The sequence below is a fragment of the Clostridium sp. AF34-13 genome (assembly GCF_003477845.1).
GTDB classification, from domain to species: domain Bacteria; phylum Bacillota; class Clostridia; order Lachnospirales; family Lachnospiraceae; genus Butyribacter; species Butyribacter intestini.
Genome location: NZ_QUEB01000013.1, coordinates 87,156 through 112,035, shown reverse-complemented (window position 1 = coordinate 112,035; position 24,880 = coordinate 87,156). Strand labels below are relative to the sequence as shown.

Annotated in this window: 24 protein-coding genes, 1 tRNA gene and 1 riboswitch; of the genes, 24 read left to right on the top strand and 1 reads right to left on the bottom strand. The window is 37.3% G+C overall.

The features are described from left to right. Positions 1-528: 528 nt before the first annotated feature. The 17 genes from DWZ63_RS11935 to DWZ63_RS11860 all read left to right on the top strand — a co-directional run bounded on the left by DWZ63_RS11935 (position 529) and on the right by DWZ63_RS11860 (position 16,422). Entirely contained in the window at positions 529-3,168 is a 2,640-nt protein-coding gene (locus tag DWZ63_RS11935; protein ID WP_118500016.1) for a valine--tRNA ligase, read from the top strand. Between the two features lie 199 nt (positions 3,169-3,367). Continuing rightward, complete coding sequence (locus DWZ63_RS11930) at positions 3,368-4,771, top strand: FapA family protein (RefSeq protein ID WP_118500015.1); 1,404 nt, start codon at positions 3,368-3,370, stop codon at positions 4,769-4,771. 143 nt (positions 4,772-4,914) lie between these two features. After that, complete coding sequence (locus DWZ63_RS11925; RefSeq protein ID WP_022013315.1) at positions 4,915-5,094, top strand: hypothetical protein; 180 nt, start codon at positions 4,915-4,917, stop codon at positions 5,092-5,094. Beyond that, positions 5,094-6,524 carry a tetratricopeptide repeat protein gene (locus DWZ63_RS11920; protein WP_182431514.1) on the top strand — a complete coding sequence of 477 codons (1,431 nt, stop codon included), beginning with the start codon at positions 5,094-5,096 and terminating at the stop codon, positions 6,522-6,524. The genes DWZ63_RS11925 and DWZ63_RS11920 overlap by 1 nt, the downstream gene beginning before the upstream one ends. 254 nt (positions 6,525-6,778) lie before the next feature. Then, positions 6,779-7,117, top strand: a complete 339-nt coding sequence (spoIIAA, locus tag DWZ63_RS11915; RefSeq protein ID WP_022013317.1) for an anti-sigma F factor antagonist — start codon at positions 6,779-6,781, stop codon at positions 7,115-7,117. Beyond that, entirely contained in the window at positions 7,101-7,511 is a 411-nt protein-coding gene (spoIIAB, locus tag DWZ63_RS11910) for an anti-sigma F factor (protein WP_022013318.1), read from the top strand. Before spoIIAA ends, spoIIAB begins: the two co-directional genes overlap by 17 nt. Position 7,512: 1 nt before the next feature. Then, positions 7,513-8,247 (top strand): SigF/SigG family RNA polymerase sporulation sigma factor, encoded by a 735-nt coding sequence (locus DWZ63_RS11905; protein WP_022013319.1) that lies wholly within the window; start codon positions 7,513-7,515, stop codon positions 8,245-8,247. A 230-nt stretch (positions 8,248-8,477) separates the two neighbouring features. After that, positions 8,478-8,600, top strand: a complete 123-nt coding sequence (locus tag DWZ63_RS16145; protein WP_022013320.1) for a hypothetical protein — start codon at positions 8,478-8,480, stop codon at positions 8,598-8,600. A gap of 96 nt (positions 8,601-8,696) precedes the next feature. Continuing rightward, positions 8,697-9,329, top strand: a complete 633-nt coding sequence (locus DWZ63_RS11900) for a stage V sporulation protein AA (RefSeq protein WP_055944271.1) — start codon at positions 8,697-8,699, stop codon at positions 9,327-9,329. Positions 9,330-9,339: 10 nt separating this feature from the next. Then, entirely contained in the window at positions 9,340-9,762 is a 423-nt protein-coding gene (locus DWZ63_RS11895) for a stage V sporulation protein AB (RefSeq protein WP_022013322.1), read from the top strand. 172 nt (positions 9,763-9,934) lie between these two features. Then, positions 9,935-10,432: a SpoVA/SpoVAEb family sporulation membrane protein gene (locus DWZ63_RS11890; RefSeq protein ID WP_118500021.1), complete on the top strand. Its 498-nt coding sequence runs from the start codon at positions 9,935-9,937 to the stop codon at positions 10,430-10,432. Positions 10,433-10,658: 226 nt separating this feature from the next. Then, positions 10,659-12,368: an AAA family ATPase gene (locus DWZ63_RS11885; RefSeq protein WP_118500013.1), complete on the top strand. Its 1,710-nt coding sequence runs from the start codon at positions 10,659-10,661 to the stop codon at positions 12,366-12,368. 330 nt (positions 12,369-12,698) lie between these two features. Next, positions 12,699-13,502 carry a DUF975 family protein gene (locus tag DWZ63_RS11880; RefSeq protein WP_055944267.1) on the top strand — a complete coding sequence of 268 codons (804 nt, stop codon included), beginning with the start codon at positions 12,699-12,701 and terminating at the stop codon, positions 13,500-13,502. A 90-nt stretch (positions 13,503-13,592) separates the two neighbouring features. Continuing rightward, a tRNA-Trp gene (locus DWZ63_RS11875) sits at positions 13,593-13,663 on the top strand. Positions 13,664-13,756: 93 nt separating this feature from the next. Beyond that, the gene (locus DWZ63_RS11870; RefSeq protein WP_055944263.1) at positions 13,757-14,086 is read left to right on the top strand and encodes a hypothetical protein; all 330 of its coding nucleotides are present in this window, start codon (positions 13,757-13,759) and stop codon (positions 14,084-14,086) included. Between the two features lie 124 nt (positions 14,087-14,210). Then, positions 14,211-14,444 (top strand): hypothetical protein, encoded by a 234-nt coding sequence (locus tag DWZ63_RS11865; protein WP_055944261.1) that lies wholly within the window; start codon positions 14,211-14,213, stop codon positions 14,442-14,444. Positions 14,445-14,598: 154 nt separating this feature from the next. Then, positions 14,599-16,422: a B12-binding domain-containing radical SAM protein gene (locus DWZ63_RS11860; RefSeq protein ID WP_055944258.1), complete on the top strand. Its 1,824-nt coding sequence runs from the start codon at positions 14,599-14,601 to the stop codon at positions 16,420-16,422. A 39-nt stretch (positions 16,423-16,461) separates the two neighbouring features. Here DWZ63_RS11860 and DWZ63_RS11855 read toward each other — a convergent pair whose 3' ends face one another. Further along, complete coding sequence (locus tag DWZ63_RS11855; protein WP_118500012.1) at positions 16,462-17,073, bottom strand: hypothetical protein; 612 nt, start codon at positions 17,071-17,073, stop codon at positions 16,462-16,464. Between the two features lie 623 nt (positions 17,074-17,696). On the opposite strand from DWZ63_RS11855, the gene DWZ63_RS11850 reads away from it, so the two are divergent. From DWZ63_RS11850 to DWZ63_RS11820, 7 genes are all read left to right on the top strand, one after another. Next, on the top strand, positions 17,697-19,160 hold the full coding sequence (locus DWZ63_RS11850) for a VanW family protein (protein WP_118500011.1): 1,464 nt from the start codon (positions 17,697-17,699) through the stop codon (positions 19,158-19,160). A gap of 22 nt (positions 19,161-19,182) precedes the next feature. Further along, positions 19,183-20,163 carry an AIR synthase family protein gene (locus tag DWZ63_RS11845; protein ID WP_118500010.1) on the top strand — a complete coding sequence of 327 codons (981 nt, stop codon included), beginning with the start codon at positions 19,183-19,185 and terminating at the stop codon, positions 20,161-20,163. Between the two features lie 70 nt (positions 20,164-20,233). Beyond that, positions 20,234-20,731, top strand: coding sequence for an Lrp/AsnC family transcriptional regulator (locus tag DWZ63_RS11840; RefSeq protein ID WP_118500009.1), 498 nt, complete (start codon positions 20,234-20,236; stop codon positions 20,729-20,731). Further along, a complete protein-coding gene (locus DWZ63_RS11835; RefSeq protein WP_118500008.1) occupies positions 20,728-21,885 on the top strand; it encodes an aminotransferase class I/II-fold pyridoxal phosphate-dependent enzyme in 1,158 nt (385 codons plus the stop codon). The genes DWZ63_RS11840 and DWZ63_RS11835 overlap by 4 nt, the downstream gene beginning before the upstream one ends. A 90-nt stretch (positions 21,886-21,975) precedes the next feature. Next, a complete protein-coding gene (gene trmL / locus DWZ63_RS11830) occupies positions 21,976-22,479 on the top strand; it encodes a tRNA (uridine(34)/cytosine(34)/5-carboxymethylaminomethyluridine(34)-2'-O)-methyltransferase TrmL (protein WP_055944243.1) in 504 nt (167 codons plus the stop codon). Positions 22,480-22,827: 348 nt separating this feature from the next. Next, on the top strand, positions 22,828-23,817 hold the full coding sequence (gene pfkA / locus DWZ63_RS11825; RefSeq protein ID WP_022015458.1) for a 6-phosphofructokinase: 990 nt from the start codon (positions 22,828-22,830) through the stop codon (positions 23,815-23,817). Positions 23,818-23,880: 63 nt separating this feature from the next. Beyond that, positions 23,881-24,019: riboswitch (THF riboswitch) on the top strand. A 187-nt stretch (positions 24,020-24,206) separates the two neighbouring features. Next, positions 24,207-24,743, top strand: a complete 537-nt coding sequence (locus DWZ63_RS11820) for a folate family ECF transporter S component (RefSeq protein ID WP_055944241.1) — start codon at positions 24,207-24,209, stop codon at positions 24,741-24,743. Positions 24,744-24,880 lie beyond the last annotated feature (137 nt).

The following is a 24,880-nucleotide window of genomic DNA, read 5'->3' as shown; positions in this document are numbered from 1 at the left end:
CAAGTCATATAGGGGTGGAAATTAGTTTTGCAAATGAGGACTGTTACTTATGTATTGAAAACAATTTTTTTCTCTTGACATACCACCACGCAATTTAGTATCATGTTGAAAGATAAAGACTAGGAAAAAGAGGAGTACACATCGTAGTCCATCAGAGAGAACGGTTCACTGGCTGAAAGACTGTTCAGGCATGAAAATGTGGAATGTAGCTTTGGAGTTGTGGATATGAAAGCCGTTTTTTTGACAAGTTGTGGATATGATTGTGTGAGACAGTGGTGCACGATTATATGAGAAAAAGACAGCGGTTTAAAGTCAGAGAAAAACGGTCATTAGTTTTCATCGGGTCATTCCGTTAAAGATGCAGAGATATATTTAAACAAAGATAAGCTGCATTTATTATACTATGTATTATGTGCAGTGATGATGGTTTAAACATTAAAAAAGGTGGTACCGCGTGTATTGATTATTCGCCCTTTATCCGTATTTATACGGGTAGAGGGTCTTTTATTTTAGAAAGGAAAAATTATCATGGCAAAAGAATTAGAGAAAAACTATAACCCTGCCGACATTGAGAAAAGAACTTATGATAAGTGGCTTGAGAAAAAATATTTTCATGCAGAAGTAAACAGGGACAAGAAACCGTTTACTATCGTTATGCCGCCACCTAATATCACGGGACAGCTCCACATGGGACACGCCCTTGACAATACTTTGCAGGATATTCTCATCCGTTTTAAGCGTATGCAGGGATATGAAGCACTCTGGGTTCCTGGAACCGACCATGCTTCTATCGCAACTGAGGCAAAGGTTGTTGAAAAACTTGCTAAAGATGGAATTAAAAAAGAGGACATTGGACGAGAGAAGTTCCTTGAGCATGTATGGGACTGGAAGAAGCAGTACGGTGGTCGTATTGTTGAACAGCTTAAGAAGATTGGTTCTTCATGTGACTGGGACAGAGAGCGTTTTACGATGGACGAGGGATGTTCTAAGGCAGTTAAGGAAGTTTTCGTAAAACTTTACAATAAAGGGCTTATTTACCGTGGTGAGAGAATAATCAACTGGTGTCCTCATTGCCTTACATCTATATCAGATGCGGAGGTTGAGTATGAGGATCAGGCAGGACATTTCTGGCATCTTCGTTACAAGACAACGGACGGAACAGGCTATATAGACCTTGCAACAACAAGACCTGAGACACTTCTCGGAGATACGGCTGTAGCAGTAAATCCAAAAGATGACAGATACAAGGATATGATAGGAAAGATGCTCGACCTTCCTATTGTACACCGTCAGATTCCTATTATTGCAGACGAATATGTAGATATGGAATTTGGTACGGGTGTTGTTAAGATTACACCGGCACATGACCCTAACGACTTTGAAGTTGGACTTCGCCACAATCTTGAAGTTATAAATGTACTTACTGATGATGCAAAGATAGTTGCAGATTATCCTAAATATGCAGGAATGGACAGATATGAAGCGAGAAAAGCAATCGTAGCAGACCTTGAAGCAGAGGGAGCACTTCTTAAAGTAGAAGACCATGAGCATAATGTAGGAACCTGCTACCGCTGTCATACAACAGTAGAGCCAAGAGTCTCAAAACAGTGGTTCGTTGCAATGGAAAAACTTGCAAAACCTGCTATCGAAGCCGTAAAAAAAGGTGATACAAAGTTTGTTCCACCTCATTTTGATAAGACATATTACCATTGGTTAGAAGGAATAAGAGACTGGTGTATTTCCCGTCAGCTCTGGTGGGGACACAGAATTCCCGCATTTTACTGTGATGACTGTGGAGAACTTGTTGTTACTAAGGAAGATGGCTGCACTTGTCCAAAATGCGGCAAACCTATGCGTCAGGACCCTGATACACTTGATACATGGTTTTCATCAGCACTCTGGCCTTTCAGCACACTTGGCTGGCCTGAAAAGACAGAGGAGATGGACTATTTCTATCCTACAAGCACTCTTGTAACAGGATATGACATTATATTCTTCTGGGTTATCCGTATGATGTTCTCAGGACTTGAGCATACGGGAAAAGTACCGTTTGATACAGTTCTTATCCATGGACTTGTAAGAGACAGTCAGGGAAGAAAGATGAGTAAATCGCTCGGAAACGGAATTGACCCGCTTGAAGTTATAGATAAATACGGTGCGGATGCACTCCGCTTTACACTTGTCACAAACAACGCTCCGGGAAATGATATGCGTTTCTACTGGGAGAGAGTTGAGGCAAGCCGTAACTTTGCAAATAAGGTATGGAACGCTTCAAGATTTATCATGATGCATCTTGGAGACAACGAGATTACAACACCTGAGTATGACACTCTCAAAGTTGAGGACAAGTGGATATTGTCAGCGGTAAACACACTTGCAAAAGAAGTTACTGAGAATATGGAAAAATATGAACTTGGTGTAGCCGTTCAGAAGATAAATGACTTCGTATGGACAGAGTTCTGTGACTGGTATATTGAGTTTGTTAAGCCTAGACTTTTTGCAAAGGATGAGGATAAAGAGTCAGCCAACGCTGCATTCTGGACTCTTAAGACTGTACTTATTAACTCACTTAAATTACTTCATCCATATATGCCGTTTATCACGGAAGAAATATTCTGCACACTCCAGTCAGAGGAAGAGTCTATCATGATTTCAAACTGGCCTGAGTTTAAGGATGAGTGGGACAATAAAGCTGCTGAGAACAAAGCAGAGCTTATGAAAGCACTTACAAGAGGAATAAGAAACAGAAGAAGTGAGATGAATGTAGCACCATCAAGAAAAGCTAAGGTATATATCGTGGCAGATGATGATGCGACAAAAGAGACACTCACATCACTTGTATCTTCATATCAGCACCTTATCTCTGCGTCAGAAGTACATGTACAGTCTGACAAGACAGGCATCGAGGACAATGCAGTATCAGTAGTTATAGATAAAGCAACAATCTATATGCCACTTGCAGACCTTGTTGACCTCGCAAAAGAAAAAGAGCGTCTTGAAAAAGAAAAGAAACGCCTTGAGGGAGAGCTTAAGAGAGTAAACGGAATGCTTAACAATGAGAAATTTATGAGTAAGGCACCGGAAGCGAAGATAAACGAGGAAAAATCAAAACTTGAGAAATATCAGGCAATGATGAGCAAAGTAGAAGAGGAACTTGCTGCATTATAATAATGTGATGTAAGTATCAAAAGAAAAGCCACTATAAGATTGCAGCTTATAGGGGCTTTTTCTGACAAAAAATACTTGTCAGTGCTGCCATGAACAGCGATTCCATACTTGCATTTATAAGGCAACTAATATATAATTTTATTATAGTAGCGGTATTATAGCAAATTATCGTTGTTATTAAGGAAGGGAGGAGGGTATCATGGAAGATAAAGCAAACGCAGAGGTTCTTGGCGGAGGAGAGGTTACATTTTCAGATGACGGATCTGAGGCGTACCTTTGTATCATTACGACAGATAAGACAAAATCAGACTATACGGTTGAAAATCTTGTAAAGAGACTTAAAAATGCAGGCATAGTAAATGGTATTGACAAAGCAGAGTTACAGAAGATAATAGATGAAAGGATTTACAATGTACCTGTCAAGGTTGCTGAGGGAAAAAAGGCAGTTGACGGGATTGACGGCTGGTATGAGTTTTTATTTCAGACTGAGATAGATACGAAACCTAAGATTTTAGAAGATGGTTCTGTGGACTATTCTGAGTATGGAAATGTGCCTACTGTTGAAGAAGGTCAGAAAGTTGTTATATATCATCCGGCAATACCTTCTGAAGATGGTGTTTCCGTAAGAGGAGAGACAATCATTGCTAAAAAAGGTAAAGAACTTGCAAGACTAAATGGCAGAGGATTTATTTATGACAATGAAAAAAAGGAGTACTATGCAAAGTACGATGGAAAGATAACATATCGTGATGACAGACTTCAGATAGAGTCTGAGCTGATTGTAGAGGGCGATGTGTCTTTTACAACAGGAGATGTTATATTTCAAAATGACATTCATGTTCGTGGAAATGTTCTTACGGGAGTTAAAGTTGTATCTGAACGGGGAAACATTATCGTAGACGGTTATGTCGAGTCAGCGGTACTTAAGGCGAAAAAAGACATAGTGCTTAAAAACGGAATGCAGGGCAACGGCAAGGGATACCTTGAGGCAGGGGGGAATGTTACCGGAAAGTTTTTTGAGCAGGTGCAGATAAAAGCTGCCAATGATATAAATGCAAATGCCATTATGAATTCAGATATTGAGTGCGGTCAGGATGTCATTGTCTCAGGAAAGTATGGAATAATAATAGGCGGAAAGGTATCTGCAACCAGATACATTCATGCTACTATTATCGGAAATATGTCTGAGGTAAAGACTACGATAAGTGCAGGTGTTGACGGTGATCTTTTTGCAAAACTGACAAAGTGTGAACAGGATATGTCGGTGGTGAGTGGAGAACTTGCTAAGATTACAAATGTACTTGGTCAGATACAGATTCTTATGGAAAAGTCCGATAGAAAGGATCTTGGGGATAAGAAGATGGCACTTATGCGTACAAAGATAGAAAAAGATACGAAGTTAAGTGAACTGACAAAAAAGAAACAGGATATTGTCGAGAAGATGGGAAAAGCAAATCTTGCAAAGGTTACGATTGAAAAAGTCATTTATCCGGGAAATGTTATTGTTATAAATGGTGTGAGAGCAGTCGTGACTGAGGAAGAACACCATGTTGAGTATGCAAGGCGGGGGGCAGGAATCATAGTGTATAAGATTGGGGAATAAAATTGCACTCTGGATGTCTGTGTCATGAAAAGACATTATAAAAGTTTGTCAAAGAAAAAGAAGACAGTGAGTATGCAATACATAAAAAGATTGTCGTAAATTGCGACGGATAATAGTTGATGAATATCGGGAGGTAGTGTAATATGGATTTTGAAGCGGAATTGGCAAAATTTCAGCCTAGTTTGGAGATAGATCAGGCAGAGGATGCTATTTACGGAAATAATACAACTGATGTGACGGATTTACTTCAGAGTATTTTGAAGGATGAAAAAGCAGGAAGAAATACAAAGAAAAATAAATCAGCAGGATGGGTGGAAGAATAATGAATTGTCCAAGATGCAATGCCAATGTAGCTTTTAGCAAGAAAAGGTGTGATAATTGCGGTCATGATCTGAAGAATTACCGTAAGGTTGTCAGCCTGTCAAATACTTATTATAATAAGGGACTATCACAGGCAAAGGTCAGGGATCTGTCTGGTGCCGTGTCATCCCTGAAACTTAGTCTTCAGTATAACAAATTAAATACAAATGCAAGAAATCTTTTAGGATTGATATACTTAGAAGAGGGCGAGATAGTTGCTGCTTTGAGCGAGTGGGTCATAAGCAGGCATTATCAGGCAGAAAACAATGATGCGGAGGATTATATCAGACAGATACAGTCAAATCCGAACAGACTTGAAACATATAATCAGACTATAAGGAAATATAATTCAGCATTGAATTCGGCAAAACACGGTGACGAAGATATGGCTGTTATCCAGCTTAAGAAAGTTGTAAATCTTAATCCTAACTTTATAAGAGCACACCAGCTTTTAGCTTTACTCTATATGATGACTGGAAAGAAGGATAACAAGGTAAAGGCATTAAAACTTCTCAGACATATAAGTAAGATTGATGTTACTAATACCACTACGCTCAGGTATATGAAAGAGTTGTCGGATGTCCATTTAAGAGGAGAGAGTCAGAGAGTACAGCCGAAACCATCTAAGGAACAGCCAACGGAAAGAAGAACTTTACCAAAGGTTGATCCGGATGCATATAAGACAATAACTCCATATAAAGAGGAACGACCGTCTATAATACCTTTTATAAATGTGGTGGTAGGAATGGTCATAGGACTTGCACTTATGTATTTCCTTATAATTCCACATATGAAATCAAAAGATGCAAACAGTGCGAATAATAATTTTAAACAGTACAGTGAGCAGCAGGCAGCAGATGATAGCGATTCATCATCTTTAAAGAGTAAGAATGAGTCTTTGCAAAAGGAGATTGATGGTTTGAAAAGCCAGTTGAAGGAACTTCAGGGTGATGCAAATACCGAAGACGGAAAGACCATACTAGACATATATGATGATCTTTATAGTGCGGCAAGTTCATATCTGGCAAACGATAGCGAAAATGCTGCAAAAAAACTTTTAAAGATTGATGAAAATACACTTAAAAGTGAATATGCAAAAAAGGTGTACAAGAGAATAAAAGAAAATACATTTGCAACTATGTCGGAAAAATTATATCAGCAGGGATATACGCTCTATAGCAGTGGTGATTATGGAAATGCCATAAAGACATTGAAAGAGGCTGTTAAATATGATGAGACTAATGTTAAGGCACTTTATTTCTTAGGCAGAGGTTTCCAGAAACAGCAGAAATATGATAAGGCAAAGAAGTATTATGAGACTATTATCAATGATTTCCCTGATTCAGACAGAGTTGCTCTCTCTAAAGCGAAATTAACAGAAATGGGTTATTAGTCTTTAAAATATAAGTATATCTGTTTTGATTTGCAAAATGATTAAGAGAGATAAGTATGACAAAGACAGAGGTCTGTCGTTTATGTGACTTAAATGTTGCATACGGCAGACTTTTTATTTTTGTAAAAAATATATATTTGCGAAATTGGTTATAGATAGTGTTAGTCGCACAAATATAATAAAACGTGCTCTCGAAAGCATTCGTTCTGAGAAGATACCGAGAGTAAATTAAATAAGAAGAGAGGAGTGCGTATATGCTGCATTACGAAATTCAAGGTGATAGTCTGATTATTTATATTAAAGATGAACTTGATCACCATGCGGTTACTTACTTAAGGGAGACTTCCGACAGGCTTATAGAAGCCGGGAATGTTAAAAATATAGTTTTTGATTTTAAAGATGTAAGTTTTATGGACAGTTCCGGTATAGGACTTATTATGGGAAGATATAAAAAGGTTATGTTTATCGGCGGAAAAGCGGCAGTTACAAATGTGGGAAATGCTGTTGACCGTATATTTAAAATATCAGGATTGTATAAGATTATAGAAAAATATGATACCATACAGGAGGCTTTATATGAGAATAGAATTTGAGAGCTGTTCGAGCAATGAGGCATTTGCAAGAACTGTAGTTGCGGCATATATAACAAGGCTTAATCCCACTCTTGAGGAGTTGTCAGATGTAAAGACGGCTGTTTCGGAAGCGGTGACAAATGCCATAATACATGGCTATGAATCTGGACCGGGAAGTATTTTTATGACTTGCAATATACATAATAATGATGTGGAAATAGAGATAGAAGACTTCGGGGTCGGAATAGCTGATATTGATAAAGCTATGGAACCGTTATACACGACAAGACCTGAATGGGAGCGTTCGGGGATGGGGTTTGCTTTTATGGAAGCGTTTATGGATGAGATGAGAGTGGAATCTGAGGTATCAAAAGGAACTAAGATTTATATGAAAAAGAAAGTAGGAGCAAAATAGCATGCATGATGAAGTGAAATGTTTGCTAAAGAAAGCCAGAGCAGGAGACAGGGAGGCAAGAAATGAACTTGTAAAGAAAAACATGGGACTTGTCTGGAATGTTGTAAAAAGATTTACGGGCAGGGGATATGATGCGGAAGATATATTTCAGATAGGCTGCATAGGACTTATAAAGGCAATCGACAATTTCGATATGAGTTTTAATGTCTGTTTTTCAACATATGCAGTTCCGATGATAATGGGCGAGATAAAGAGGTTTTTGCGGGATGATGGGATGATTAAGGTCAGCAGGACATTGCGGGAAAATGGCTGGAAGATAAAAAAAGCGGCAGAAAAGATAAGCTATGAAAAAGGCAGAAATGCAAAGATAAGTGAGATTGCTGCTGCAACGGAGATAACGGAGGAGGATATTGTACTTGCACTTGATGCAAATTCGGAGATTGATTCTATTTATAAGAGCGTTTACAGGGATGATGGCAGGGAGGTTATGCTTGTAGACCAGATTGTGGCAAAAGAAACAGTAAGTGACAGAGAAAAGGAAAAAGTTATAAATCATATACTTATCGACAATCTTATAAAAAAATTAAAAGGCAGGGAGAAAAAGATAATTGAGTACAGATATTTTAAGGAAATGACGCAGACGCAGATAGCGGACAAACTTGGCATAAGTCAGGTTCAGGTCAGCAGACTTGAAAAGAAGATATTGAAGCGTATGTATATTGAATTAAATTCATAAGAGTTGATGCAGGATAATTTAAGTAAAGATTATTATAGTTTTGAAATGCCTGTTAAACTTATAATAGAAGAGACATTGTTTATGTTTGTGCAATATAAATAAATATTCAAAAAGGGGCATTTTGTGAATAAACAAAAAATAATAAGCCATACTACTGTTATCATGAAGTTAAGGTTCACATCTTTAGTGTGACAGATAACATCACAAAAATATTTTGGAGGTTTGTGAAAATGATGAGAAACAGAGGATGGCTTATTGCCGTTATTATAGGAATAGCACTTATGACAACAGTATGTTATTTTACGATACAGAGAAATACACGCACGGAATATACAAACGGACGGATTATTTAGACAGACTTATTGAAAAATATTTTACTGAGCAAAAGATAATGATGTTTTTTTATAAAAGTTCAAGAAGAAGGCTGAAAACAGAAATGAGGGATAAATATGAGTCAGGTTGAAAATAAAACGATCTATATAAAAGCGTCACAGAGCAAACAGGTTACAAATAAGAGGATAATTCTTTCTGATGTACTCGATATTATCTCGCTTGACAATGATGCGGTAAAACGTGCCGGTGATATTGTTCTCCATACGGTAAAAGGTGACAAGAACGAGAAAGTTATTTTTTCTATTACAAAAGTGATAAATATGATACAAAAGGAGTGCCCGGCATTTAGTATCGTAAACATAGGTGAACCGGATTTTGTGGTCGAATATAAGATGCCCGTGAAACCAAATCCGGCATGGGAGTACACAAAGCTTGCCATAACCTGTATAATCGTTTTTTTCGGAGCAGCATTTACTATTATGACATTTAACACGGATGTAAGTGTAGGTGATGTTTTTGATGATTTTTATAAGATAGTAAAGGGAGTGGACAAGAACTCTGGAAGCATACTTGAAATATCATATAGCATTGGAATACCGATAGGGATATTGTGTTTTTATAATCATTTTAAAAGTGACAAGGTGCATGATGACCCGACACCTGTTCATATTGAGATGCGAAAGTACGAGGAAGATATGAACAAGGCTATCATAAAAGATGCGGATAGAGAGGAAACTATAAGAAAATAAGAGGAGAGATATGGAGATAATACAGGAAGTGGCACTTGCCATTATAGGTTTTGCCGGAGGTGTTTCGGTGGCAGCGGGAACATTTGCTCTTATCACGGCACTTGGCATAGTTCCGAGACTTGCCGCAAGGATGGGAGTTGCAGGTCATGTGTATAAACTTGAGAGTGTTATAGTGCTTGGAGGGACGATAGGAAGTCTTTTATCCGTATATCATTTTCCGATGAGGATAGGAGATGTTGGGCTTGTCATATTCGGCATATTTGCGGGAATTTTTGTGGGATGCCTTTCAATGGCACTCGCTGAAGCGGTCAAGGTTTTTCCGGTGCTGTGCCAGAGAATAAATTTAAGTTATGGCATTTATCTTCTTATATTTATGATGGCAGCGGGAAAATTCCTCGGCACATTATATCAAATGTATTTTGAACGCAAGTAGCGAAAGTGGATTGTCAATGTCTGTTTTACAGGAACAGAAAGTAATATTGTGATTTTAGATAATATTTATGAGGATTTGGGTGAATGTTTGATACTATATGTCACAATATGCACTAATGAATGGTTTTGCAGGTAACATAGAATATGTCGGCAGCATAGAAACGAGGTTAAATATGAGTGAAAAAAACAGTAATGAACCCGGTATTGGGGCAGTTTTAAATGAGAAAGATAAAAACAAACAGAAAGAAATGTATAATAAATATGTGGAAAACATGACGCCAAAATCAAACGGATGGTTAAATTGTCTTAAAGCATTTATTGTAGGTGGAGCAATCTGCCTTATAGGTGAGATATTGAACCATGTATATATGTCATTTGGAAATGGTAAGGAACTTGCAGGAATGTTCACCACACTGACACTTGTTGGGGTAAGTGTAATACTTACGGGCTTTAATATTTATCAGAAACTCGGTCAGTTTGCGGGGGCGGGAAGTATTGTTCCGATAACGGGATTTGCAAACTCAGTTGTATCTCCGGCAATAGAGTATCAGGCAGAAGGGGATGTATTTGGTGTGGGATGTAAGATATTTACCATATCGGGACCGGTAATCCTCTACGGAATATTCAGCAGTTTTTTGCTGGGGGTCATATATTGGATAATGAGTATGTAAATATGCCGTAACAGTTCACCGGCAGGTTTATGAATGTAATAAATTAACGGCTGAACTGATATGGTATAACAAATAATTATAATGGCGGTTAAATGTATAGATATGCATTTGACCGCCATTTTGTTTTTTGCTAGACTATATAAAAAGGGAATTGTGAAAAGAATTATATTTGCACAATTTATTCACGAATAAAGGTGGTTTCATAAAAAATAGATGGAGATGCGATATGGGAGACAAACTTAAATTGCCGGTTGGAATAGATGATTTTGAGAAAATCCGCAGAAATACTTTTTACTACATTGACAAGACAAAATTAATTGAACAATTATTTGTTAATTGGGGTGAAGTAAATTTTTTTACGCGTCCACGCCGTTTTGGAAAGACGCTCAATATGAGTATGCTCAAATGTTTTTTTGAGATTGGAGCAGACGAAACATTATTTAATGGACTATATATATCCGGAAACAGGCAGTTATGTGAAGAACATATGGGAAAGTATCCCGTGATTTTTTTGTCTTTAAAAAATGTTGAGGGATTGACTTTTGAAAATGCAAAATATCAGATGGCTGAACTGGTAGGCAGAGAAGCAGAGAGGTTTGGATTTTTAAAACAGAGTGAAAGATTAAGTGAAAATGATAAAGAAGTTTATCTGGCATTGACAAAGAAAGTAAATGGAAAGTATGTGATTGATGATGATATATTGTATGCGTCATTGCAAGCATTATCTGAGCTGTTATATAAACATTACGGAAAGAAAACAGTAATATTGATAGATGAATATGATGTACCTTTGGATAAGGCTTTTGGACATGGATATTACAGGGAAATGGTTGCTCTGATACGTGCCGTGTTTGGAAAGGCACTTAAGACAAATTTTGCATTGGAGTTTGCAGTACTTACAGGCTGTCTGCGTGTATCAAAAGAAAGCATATTTACGGGATTAAACAACTTTAAGATATTGTCTGTCACAGATACAAGGTTTGATGAGCAGTTTGGTTTTACCGATAAAGAAGTGAAAGAACTTTTAGCTTGTTATCATATTGAAAACAGATTTGAGGAAACAAAGCGGTGGTATGACGGTTATCACTTTGGAAATGCAGATGTTTACTGCCCGTGGGATGTAATAAACCATGTGGACAGGATAAAGGACGATGCCAATGCCGGACCGGAGGCTTATTGGATAAATACCAGCGGAAATGAACTGGTGAAAAGATTTGTTGACAGGGCAGGAAAGACAACAAGAAACGAGATAGAAAGGCTTATAGCAGGCGAGTCGATAGAAAAGCATATACGCTTAGACCTTACATATGATGAGATAGACAACAGCATTGACAATCTGTGGAGCGTCTTGTTTACTACGGGTTACCTGACACAGACAGGACTGACAAAAGACGGTGCTTACAAGCTTGTGATACCAAACAGGGAAGTAAGGGAAGTATTTAAATTACAGATTAATGAGTGGTTTAAAAAGTCGATATTTTCTAACACTGACCGTCTGCAGGCTTTCTGGAAATCATTTGAGGATGGAAATACGCTAGAAATAGAAAAATACATTAACAGGGTGCTTAGCAATTCGATAAGTGTATTTGATACAAAAGCAAGAAAAGAAGAAAAAGAAAGCTCATATCACAATCTTCTGGTAGGCATACTTACCGGTAACGATGACTGGCTTGTCAAGTCAAATGCAGAAGCAGGAGAAGGCTTTGCTGACATTATAGTAGAAACGGATGACCCGGATGCAGGTATCATAGCCGAACTTAAATATACAAAAGACTTTAAAGAAATGGAAACGGCTTGCAGTAAAGCATTAGAACAGATAAAAGACAGGCGGTATCAGGAATATCTGTTAAATGATGACAGGCGGGATATTTTGCTTTATGGAATTGCATTTTGCAAAAAGAGATGCAAAGTTATCGCTGAAAAGATGAAAATATAACAGTTCAGCCCCTCATTTATTACATTCGTAAACCTGCCAGCAAGCTGTCAGTCGCTGCTATGCAGCTTGTGTTTACCTCATTTCATAAATGAAAGGCTATTCCGCCCCAAAAAACAAGTCAATAATACATTGAGCAAGCTCATGTATTATTGATTTATCTTTTTTGGGGCTGAACTGTTACATGAAAATATAAAAATTTGATTATTGTTATGGTAATCAAAGTAAAAAAATGGTAATATGATATAAAAGGGTAAAAAAGATTGCAATGCGTCAATACATTGCATCTGTAAATGAGCATCTTATCATTTTTCACAAAAAGGAGGAGAAGCTATGTGGTCAAGAGTTGAATTAAAAACACAGGCAAAAAATCTGTTAAAACTTAATTACTGGCTGTTTGTGCTTGGAGGTATCATACTTTCATTTGTCACGACCGGACATATAAGCGGTTCAGGAGGTTTGAAACTTAATTATAATGCTAACAGTAATAATATTTCTGATATTAGTAATAGTATTGGTGACGCATTTTCTTCAGACCAAAAGGATATAACATATGATTTTAAGGACTCGATAAATGAAATCACAGGAAGTATCACGCCGTCAATAGTAAAGACTATTACTGCTGTCGTGATAGGCAGTATAGTCATTGCACTTGTTGCAGCTTTGATAGGTATAGCGTTATCTGTTTTTGTGTTTAATCCAATCCAGGTAGGTACAAAAAGATTTTTCAGCAGGAGTTATGAGGCAAGATGTGATATGGGAGAAATCTCATATGGATTTAAAAGTAATTATCTGAACATTGTAAAAATAATGTTTTTCAGGTCATTATTTACCGTTTTGTGGGGACTGCTTTTTATCATACCGGGTATTATAAAGGCATATGAGTATTCGATGATTCCATATCTTTTAAGTGAAAATCCTGATATGGATATGCAGCAGGCTTTCGATGAGAGTAGAAGGATGACTTACGGTCAGAAGTGGCAGATATTTGTACTCGACCTGTCTTTTATAGGATGGAATATTTTAAGTTCGTTTACGCTGGGATTGCTTGGAATATTCTTTGTATCTCCATATATGTGTCTTACTAAGGCAGGACTTTACCGCAGACTCAGAGGGTACAATGATTATAAGTATTAAAAAAAATTTGAAAAAATTGCAAAAAACTGTTGACATAGTAAAAGGCGTATGCTATTATCTAATAGTCGCGTGTGAGCGAGCACTTAATACAGGGGTGTAGTTCATCGGTAGAATAAGAGTCTCCAAAACTCCAGAGGAGGGTTCGATTCCTTCCACCCCTGCTACCAAGAAGTCTATCCGTTTTGGATAGGCTTTTTTCGATTTATCAGCTATATATTTTGTATATATTTTTGGGGGAAAGTGAGGTATAGACTATGAATAATAGGAAGTCCTTTTATGATGTAAGTTCTTTTTACAATAAAAAGGCAATATTAAAGTGCAGTTTCAAAGGGATGAGATACCAGGTTCAGGGAGTTTCAAAAGAAGATGATGAAAAAGTGCTTCAGGCAGATGTGTGGCCGGAGCCATTCTGTTATGAAAAGACACCGCTTGACTTTCATACCGTTAAAGAATTTGAGTATAGCGAGGACGGACTTGATAAGGTTTATGGATGGATATGTGAGCAGTATGAAGCCAGAAAAGACGAGTGGGATTTTGCACTCAAAAATCCACTCGATAAAGCAAAACAGATGGGACTTATGTAGTAAAAGTTTTGGATTTTTAGTTAGACAGATAGGATTTGTGAAATAAAAGTAATATGCTCATTACAAGCGCATCATAAATGTGAACAGTAATTGATAATGTAATAAGATTGGAGATGACGGTATCGTGGATTATAAGAAATATCTGATAGAGGGATTTTGTCCGGTTGACAAGTATCATTGCCTGATGCCTGTAGAGTATGAGAGTTATGAGGAAGATGGTGCTGTTGCCGGGTATCATAAAAAAAGAATGGTGTGCAGACACGCACTCGCAGGCTCCTGTGAAAATGAGGGAGAGTGTAAGTTTTTTGAGGGCGCACCAAAGACACTTGGCAAAGATGAGAAGTGGTATGAGCAGTAATTGTGAAACTAATGATATGTTGTGCTGATTGTGAGGATATAATTATACCGCAGACATATTTGCACTATGCCGCGTTAGCGGCAGTATGGATGGCAATAAAAATATTAAATGTAAGTAAAAGACACTGAATAAATGAAATTAAGAGGTTTAAAATATGATTTTACTTGTTGGAATAAATGCCAAGTATATACATTCAAATCTTGGGATATACTGTATTCAGGCATATGCGAGGAAACATGGGATAGATGATAGTGATTTTCAGATAAAGGAATACACAATAAATCAGGAGATTGATTTTATATTGGGTGATATATTCCTTGAAAAGCCTAAAATGATAGGTTTTTCATGTTATATATGGAATATTGACATTGTTGCCGGAATTTCTAAGGAAATCCACAAAATAATGCCGGATGTGCCTATATGGCTCGGAGGTCCGGAGGTTTCATATGACTGTGATATGCAGCTAAAAAAATATCCGTGGATAAAAGGCATAATAAGCGGCGAGGGCGAGGTGAGTTTTTACGAACTTATAAATCATTATCTTGCGGAAACGGTGGGAAATATTAAGGTTGGTTTAAATATACCGGGATTGTCTGATATTAAGGGAATAGTCTACAGGGAAGATGCGGTCGCATCCGGTGTAGATAATATAGTCATAAATCCTCCGAGGGAGAATATGTCTATGGATGATATTCCGTTTCCATATACAAAAGATGCAGGATTTGACATTGACACTCTTAAAAACAGAATAATCTATTATGAGACAAGCCGTGGGTGTCCTTATGGGTGTAGTTATTGTCTTTCTTCGGTAGATAAAAAGGTAAGGTTTAGGAGTATGGCGCTTGTCGAAAACGAATTGCAATTTTTCCTCGATATGAAAGTGCCGCAGGTAAAATTTGTTGACAGGACATTTAATTGCAATCATGAACATACAATGGCAATATGGAAATATATTTATGAGCATGACAATGGAGTGACGAATTTTCATTTTGAACTGTCAGCAGATCTTCTCACGGATGAGGAGATAGAATATGTTAAAAATTTTAGACCGGGGCTTGTGCAGTTTGAAATAGGAGTGCAGACGGCTAACAGTGAGACATTAAAGGCGATTCATAGGAATCCTGATCTTACAGTCTTAAAACAGAAAGTTGCAAAGATAAGAAAACAGAGAAATATCCACCAGCATTTAGACCTTATAGTAGGTCTTCCGTATGAGGATTATGATTCTTTTAAAAATTCATACAATGTTGTTTATGAGATGAAACCGGATCAGCTGCAGCTTGGATTTTTAAAGGTCTTAAAGGGTTCGCCGATATATTATGACAGAGAAAAATTTGCTATAGTATATCAGGACAGAGCACCGTATGAAGTTCTTTTTACCGACTGGGTATCGTATATGGATGTACTTAAATTAAAGCGTGTTGAGGATATGACGGAGCGTTATTACAACAGTATGCAGTTTGAGGCATCACTGCCGTATATTATTTCATTTTTTGATACACCGTTTGATTTCTTTATGCAGATAGGAAATTTTTATAAAAAGATGGGATATGAAGGAATACACCAGTCAAGACTTCAAAATTACGAGATATTGTTAGAATTTGTACTTGATATATGTAAGCCTGATAAAAGAAAAGAGGAAGTGTTAAGGCAGCTTATAATATATGATATTTATGCGAGGGAAAATCTTAAAAACAGACCCATATTTGTGGGATATGAGTCAGAGATACCAAAAGATGAAGTCAGGACATTTTACAAAAAAGAGGAGTCAGAGCATAAGTATCTTAAAGGATATGATGGAAATGACTGGAAACAGCTTCACAGGATGACGCATCTTGAACAGTTTGATATTGATATACAGGATTATCTGAAAACCGGAATCATAAATGATAAAAAAAGCAGACTTCTATTTGATTATAAAAACAGAAATCCGCTCGACCATCAGGCATCGATATATAAAATTGCTTTTAGCCACTGACAGCAGAAAATATAAATGATATGCTATATTAGTAATATACTAATAGTTTTGGAGCATCTGATTGAGTTTATTTGTGATAGACTCTTTCAGATATGCATCGGAATACTGAATCTTGTCGATAAGTTTTTGAACTTTGTCGATATCGTCATTTTCAAGATATATTTTGGCAAGTCCAATGTAGCAGCCTGATATGTCACAGTTAAGTGTGTTTATGGCATACTCAAATATCTGTTTTGCACGGTTTTTGTCACCGTGGTTTAGCAGGTATGTGCCCCATTTATTTAACAGACTTAAAAATTTAAGATAGTTCTGGTCATAGAAGGAGAGTATTTCAAAATTTCCGCGTCCGTATGCAAATTTTATATCAGTGTTTGTCATACCGGAAAGATTTATCATTTTTTTTGACATAACATCTGATATATCTTTCTGTATCTGGATGAGCTCAATATCATTTGTCTGTTCATTAAAAGGCAGTACCTCTTTTGGAACGGATATGTATTCAAGCATTGAAATATCTTTGTTTTTTGAAAAGTCAGCTTCGTGTTCACGCTGCCAGAAATCTTTGTTTGAGGTTTCGTTTTTGTCCTGTTGTTTTAACTTGACGCGAAGCCACAATAAGAATACAATAAAGCATATAAAAAATACAGGCATATTTTTTTCCTTTCAGGTAAATTAAAAATCGGCACTGTTCACATAACAGTTGCGGAAAATAACATATTATAGTGTATGGAAAATCATACAGAATGGAGGGTCTATATGAATTTTTTCAATAAAAAAAACCAGCAGAAGATTGCAGCAGTTATATGTATAATATTGGTTATAGCAATGGTTCTGCCAATCGTATTCCAGTATTTACAGTAAATGTTTTCTGTTTATTTTAAAAAGAAAACAATGGCAATGGAATAATATTTACATGTTATATAGCTGTAAATAAAAACAGACAAAAGAGTCAAAAGGGCTAAGGAAAACATTCTTTATGCGAATATTTTGACTCTTTAGTATTATATGATGTCAGGGTCAAAAGTAGATAGCAATGCATATTTATATGCAAATTGCTATCTACTGGCTTGACCCACCAAGCACCGACATGAAGCAGATTTGCTTGCAAATAAGCGAGAATGGAGGTGTTTGCAGGATTGCGAAAATTGCGTAGCAATGAAGCAATCCGGAGCATCAGTCAGGGTCAAAAGACCTTTTGAACCCAACATCATTATATTAAGCATAATCAATAAAAAATAAAATGTCAAATTAAATGAAAAGGTTGATAGATAATTATGAAAAAAAGAGAAAAGAAATTATGTATTATATTGTCGGGGATGGTTGTTGCAGCAATTATTGTTGCAGTTCTTTTTATTGTAATGCTAAAGAAAACAGGTGGAAACACTATAATACAGGGTGCAAATATAAATGGTGTTGATATTGGCGGACTTACAAAAGTAAAAGCACAGAAAAAAATTGATAAATATATCGAAGAACTTAAAAACAGACAGGTTATTATCAAATATGGCAATGCCGGAAAAGAATCAAAGACTACTATCGATAAACTTGGATTTGAGGTAGAAGATAAAGATTATGTAGATAAGGCTTATCAGATAGGAAAAAAAGGAAGTATCTTTAAAAAATTCAAAGAAATCGTAAGCTGTTCAAAAAAAGATGTGACATATAAGCTTAAAACAAATCTGAATGAAGATAAGCTTAGAAAATTTATTAAATTAAAAAGCAAGATTCATAATAAAAAGATGAAGAATTCAAGATTAAAGATGGTAAAAGGAAAGCTTAAGGCGACAAAAGACTGCACCGGTTTAAAGGTTAATGTTGATGCTACTGTAGATAGATTTAGTGAAAAATTAAATAGTGATTTTAATGACAAAAAGCTTGTATTGGATGCTGTCGTAAGTATAAAGAAGCCTAAATATACAAGAAAGATGTATTCAAAATGTACGGATTTGCTCGGTGAATATTCTACGGATTACAGTTCATCAACGGCAGACAGGTGTAGTAATGTTCAGACGGCAGCAGAACGCATAAATGGAACTATTCTAAAGCCGGGGCAGACTTTTTCAACAGTGAAAGTCATAAAAGAAAGAACAGTTGAAAATGGTTATAAAGCCGCACCGGAATATGCAGGTGGAAAAGTGGTATCAGGTGTCGGTGGAGGTGTATGTCAGGTTTCAACAACGCTTTATAATGCTGTTATAAATGCAGAACTTGAAGTTGTTGAGCGTTCTCCACATTCAATGGTCGTACATTATGTAAATGTGTCGAGGGATGCAGCAATATCAGGAAATTATAAGGATTTGAAATTTAAGAACAATACAAAATCCCTTATATACATTGCAGCTTCGGCAAAAGGTGGTGTGCTTTCGTTTAAGATATTTGGTGAGGACACGAGAGAAAAGGACAGAAAGATTACATTTGAGTCGGAGATAGTAGAGGAAAAACAGCCTGAGGGTGAAGTTATAACGGTCGATGCGACTAAGCCGTCAGGATACAGGGAGGTAACCCAGTCAGCACATACGGGATATAATGCAAAATTATGGAAGATAATCTATATAAAAGGTGTTAAGAAAAAGAGAGTTCTTGTAAATACAAGCTCCTACAATGCAGAGCCGCCGCATGTGACGGTCGGAAAGCAGCAGGAAGTTAAAAAGGAAGAAAGTACAAAGAGCGATAAAAAACAAAGTGAACAAAAGAAAACAGAAACTAAGAGAAATACCCAAAAAACAGAGGATGATTAAGAAGAAAGGAATATAAAGACAGATGGAAATAGGAAAAGTACCAGAGAATGTTTTAAAGAGAGCGGTATTTAAACAGATAAGACATAGGAGAGAGGAAGTTATACTGCATCCGGGAGTAGGTGAGGACTGTTCGGCTGTAGCAGTCGGCGAGGATGAAGCACTTGTGTTTTCGACAGACCCGATAACGGGAACGGACAAAGGAATAGGAAATCTCGCTGTTCATATTACGGCAAATGACCTTGCATCAAGCGGTGCAGAGCCCATAGGGATAATGACGACGATAATTCTTCCTGATGGCACAAGAGAGATAAAGTTAAGGCGGATAATGGAGGAGATTGAGACAGCTTGTTCTAAACTTAAAATAGAGGTGATGGGCGGCCATACTGAAATCTCGGATGCTGTGAACAGACCGATAATAAATGTTACGGGTGTCGGCAAGGTGAAAAAGGGTAAAATTGTTTCAACAGGCGGATTAAAGCCGGGGGATGAGATAGTTATGACGAAGTGGGCAGGACTTGAGGGAACTTCGATAATAGCTGCCGAAAAAGAGGAAAAGCTTCTTGAGACACTGCCACGGGAACTTGTCGATGTGGCAAAGGAATTTAAAGAGTATCTCTCTGTAATACCTGAGTCAAAGATAGCGATGGAAGTTGGTGTCAGTGCAATGCATGATGTTACGGAGGGCGGTGTTTTTGGAGCACTTTGGGAACTCGGTGAGGCATCAGGGGTCGGAATTACGGCACATCTTGATAAAATTCCGATAAAGCAGGAAACTATCGAGGTATGCGAGGTGTTTAAAATAAATCCGTATATGCTGATATCGAGCGGAAGTATGATGATAGGCTGTGAAAAAGGCAATCTTCTGGTTGAAAAACTAGAGGAGGCAGGCATAAATGCGGCGGTCATAGGAAGAGCAACCGAGGGCAACGACAGGATAGTTGTGAGCAGGGACGAGACAAGGTATATCGGTCCTGCGGGAAGTGATGAACTTTATAAGATTTAGATGCACATACCAATTTAGTTTATTGCAATTTTACTTAATAGAGTTTGAGTATAAGAAATGGAGGGCGTATATGAATAGTGAGCTTAGAGAAAAGATTTTGAATACGATTAGCAAGAACAGCCGTTATTCTACTAAAGAGCTGGCGGCGATGCTTGGAAGTGATGAGACAGCGGTTACAAATGAGCTTAAGCAGATGGAGCAGGAGAATGTCATTTGCGGTTATCCTACACTTATAAACTGGGATAAGACTGACTGTGAGAAAGTAACGGCTCTTATCGAGGTTAAGGTCACACCTCAGCGTGATATGGGATTTAACAAGGTTGCTGAGAGGATTTACAAGTTTGACGAGGTCGAGAGTGTCTATCTTATGTCAGGTGGTTTTGACCTTACTGTTACGATTTCCGGTAAGAGTATGAAAGAAGTTGCGAGATTTGTTTCTGAGAAACTGTCAACACTTGAGTATGTAAACAGTACAGCGACATATTTTGTGCTTAAAAAATATAAGGAACATGGTGTCGAGATGACAGGTGAGCACCATGAATCAGAAAGGATGTTAATTACACCATGAGAGATGCACTATCAGGTAAGGTTAAACAGATTAAGCCGTCAGGCATAAGAAAATTTTTTGATATAGTAAGTGAGATGGATGATGCCATCTCGCTTGGTGTCGGTGAGCCGGATTTTGATACACCGTGGCATATAAGAGAGGAGGGAATATACTCTCTTGAAAAGGGCAGAACTTTTTATACTTCAAATGCGGGTCTTAGTGAGTTAAAGATTGAAATTTCAAAATATCTTGACAGGCGTTTTGATTTAAAATATGACCCGTCAGATGAGATTATGATAACGGTCGGCGGAAGTGAAGCTATTGACGGAGCACTCAGAGCCATGCTTGATGTAGGTGATGAAGTGATACTTCCACAGCCGAGTTATGTTTCTTATGAGCCTTGTATCGTACTTGCCGACGGAGTTCCGGTCATAGTGGAATTAAAAGAGGAAAATGATTTTAAACTTACAAGAGAGCAGCTTGAAAAAGCCGTGACGGACAAGACTAAAATCCTTATCATGCCGTTTCCAAATAATCCTACAGGTGCGATAATGACAAAAGAGGAATTACAGCCAATTGTTGATTTTGTCATAGAGCATGACCTTTTTGTGATTTCGGATGAGATATATTCTGAGCTTACATACAGTGGAAATCATGTGTCTATCGGTGCATTTCCGGGGATGAAAGAAAGAACCATCGTTATAAACGGATTTTCAAAATCATATGCGATGACTGGCTGGAGACTCGGCTATGCCTGCGGACCTAAAGTAATACTCAAGCAGATATTAAAGATACACCAGTTTGCCATTATGTGTGCTCCGACAACAAGTCAATATGCAGCTATAGAGGCACTTCGCCACGGTGATGATGATGTGGAGAAAATGAGAGATGAGTATGACCGGAGGAGAAGATTTCTCTTAAATGCGTTTGATGAGATGGGCATAGAGTGTTTTGAGCCATATGGTGCATTTTATATGTTTCCAAGTATAAAGAAATTTGGGATGAGTTCTGACGAGTTTGCGACAAGACTTCTCAAAGAAGAAAAGATAGCGGTAGTGCCGGGAACGGCTTTTGGTGACTGCGGCGAAGGATTTTTGAGGATTTCTTATGCATATTCGATAGATGACCTGAAAGCAGCACTTGAAAGGATAGGGAGATTTATAGAAAAACTTTAATTTTATAGTTTTCACTATCTATTGACAAATATGGAAACAGTTACGACAGATAAGATTATAGATAAGTTTTAGTTATACGGGGAGGAAAATATGTTAAATATAGTTTTACTTGAACCTGAGATGCCTGCAAATACGGGAAATATCGGAAGAACCTGCTGTGCGACAGGCACAAGGCTTCATCTTATAGAGCCTATGGGATTTAAGATAAATGACAAGATGCTTAAAAGGGCAGGTCTTGACTATTGGGACAAGCTGGACGTGACGGTTTATGACTGTTATGAAGATTTCCTTGAACAAAATCCTGATGCGGTTAAAAAGATGTATATGGCAACCACCAAGTCAAAACAGGATTATACGGATGTGCAATATGAACCTGATGCTTATATCATGTTTGGCAAGGAGAGTGCAGGGATTCCTGAGGAAATTCTTGTTGAGTCGCAGGATACGGCTATAAGAATACCGATGAACAAGAATATCAGGTCTTTAAATCTGTCAAATTCAGTTGCGATAGTGTTGTATGAGGCACTGAGACAGAATAATTTCTTTGATATGCAGCTTGAGGGAGAACTTCACAGGCTTCATTGGAAAGAATAATAGTAAATGTTTAGTAAAAATAAGAATAAATATAGTGATTTTTAACAGAAGTTTACTTGAAAATTTGTGAATATCGGAGAAAAAAACAAAAACACAAAAAAGTTATTGAAAAAAAAGTCAAATCATAATAGAATGGTTTACGATATAGAAATGAGAATTATGAAAGAAATTAATGCACATTTCGTATTTACATACAAAGCGTGCATGTAAGACGTTCCGAATTGTAAAATTATAAATATAATTCGTTGCTGTTTATATATGCAAATGGTGACAATAAATGTGCACTCAAAATTCTTCGTCTTGAGAAGATACAGAGAGTACATAGCAAATGGAATGGAGGATAATAAAATGAGTGAGACAAAGGGTAAGATTGCGGTATTGACAAGTGGAGGAGATGCTCCGGGAATGAATGCTGCAATTCGTGCGGTAGTGCGTACGGGTATTTCTAAAGGATATGAAGTATATGGGGTCAGAAGAGGATATAATGGTATCCTTAACAGAGAGATGGATCTTCTTACTTTCCATGATGTTTCAGAGAAACTTCAGCATGGTGGTACATTCCTTTTTACAGCGAGAAGTGCTGAGTTCAGAGAGGAAGAGGGAAAGAAAAAGGCAGCAGCAATCTGTAAGGAACTTGGTATAGAGACACTTATCGTTATCGGTGGTGACGGATCATTTACAGGAGCTAAGAACCTTTCAAAATATGGTGTTAATGTTATCGGTCTTCCTGGAACTATAGACCTTGACATTGCATATACAGATTATACTATCGGATTTGACACGGCAGTAAATACAGCTATGGAAGCTATCGACAGACTTCGTGAGACATCAAATTCACATGAGCGCTGCAGCGTAGTTGAGGTAATGGGACGTTCAGCCGGTTATATTGCACTCTGGTGTGGTATTGCAAACGGTGCAGAACAGATTCTTATACCTGAGAAGTTTGACAACAACTATGATAAACTTATCGAGGAGATAAAGAATAACCGTGCAAGCGGTATGACACATCAGATTATTGTAAATGCTGAGGGAATCGGTCATTCATATGGTCTTGCAAAGAAAATTGAAGAGGCAACAGGTATCGAGACGCGCGCTACTATCCTCGGACATTTACAGCGTGGAGGAAGTCCTACAGCAAGAGACAGAGTTTACGCTTCAGTTATGGGTGCATATGCCATTGACTGTATCGAAAAAGGCAAGAAGAACAGACTTATCGGTTATAAAGAAGGTCATGTCTATGATGTTGACATTGAGGAAGCATTCCAGATGACAAAGAGTATTGATGATTATGAGTATGAAGTAGCAGGTATTCTTGGAACAAGATGCGAATACAAATAAGATCGCAAATCTGATATCATATAAAGAATATCAGTAAACATAAAAATTAAATATTTAAATATGAACAGAGTAGGAAGTCATGCGTTAAGTACCAAAGGATGGGAAGTTGTCTTTGGGCGAAAAGAAAATGTCTGTTGTTGTACGCACTATAGTGTGCGGACAGGAACTGAGTTCTTGCGGTATGGCTTTCGCATCCACTGTCAGAAATGAATGAAAAACACTCATTACCTGAATAATGGTTTACTTTGAGTGTTTTTCTTTGTATAACTTACTTTAAAATAAAATACAATAGATTTGTTTGGGTGAATTATACTGGTTTCGGCTCCGTTATTACTGTTCACACCTGTGGTGTGAATTAGTAGTGCTCCGTTCATTAGAAAGGGCAAAAAATGAAGGAAAAGAAAATTAGGATTTCAGTAAGAGACATTACACTTATGGCTATGCTTATAGCTATTGAGATTGTTTTATCAAGGTTTTGTTCCATTCAGGCATGGAATGTAAAGATTGGTTTTGCATTTATAGCTCCGGTTACGGCTGCTATTCTGATGGGACCGGCACAGGCTGCTGTTGTTGCGGGAGTTGCGGACGTGCTCGGAACACTTATGTTCCCTATAGGACCATATTTTCCGGGATTTACGCTTAACTCATGCTTAAATGGTCTTGTATGGGGATTGTTTTTACATAAGAAGCCATCTATACCAAAAGCAGCGATAGCCGCAGGAATAAACCAGTTTATAATAGGTTTATTTATTACAACATTTTGGATCTCAGTGTTATATGGTTCACCATATTTATCATTATTACCTGTAAGACTTACGCAGGCGTGTATTCTTTTTGTAGCACAGTTTGTAACTATATCAGTGCTTCAGGAAGTTTTGTTTAAGAGAATAAAAGGTATATTTCAGGTTGGTGTAAGTGCACAGTAAATAAAAAATAAAAATAATGATAAAACAGATTTGCGATATAAATAAATAAAAACGGCTGTCGTGCTTATTGTTAAGCATGGCAGTCGTTTTTATTTGATAGGGAAATCGCATATTGTAGTGTTGCATCAACTTTTTAG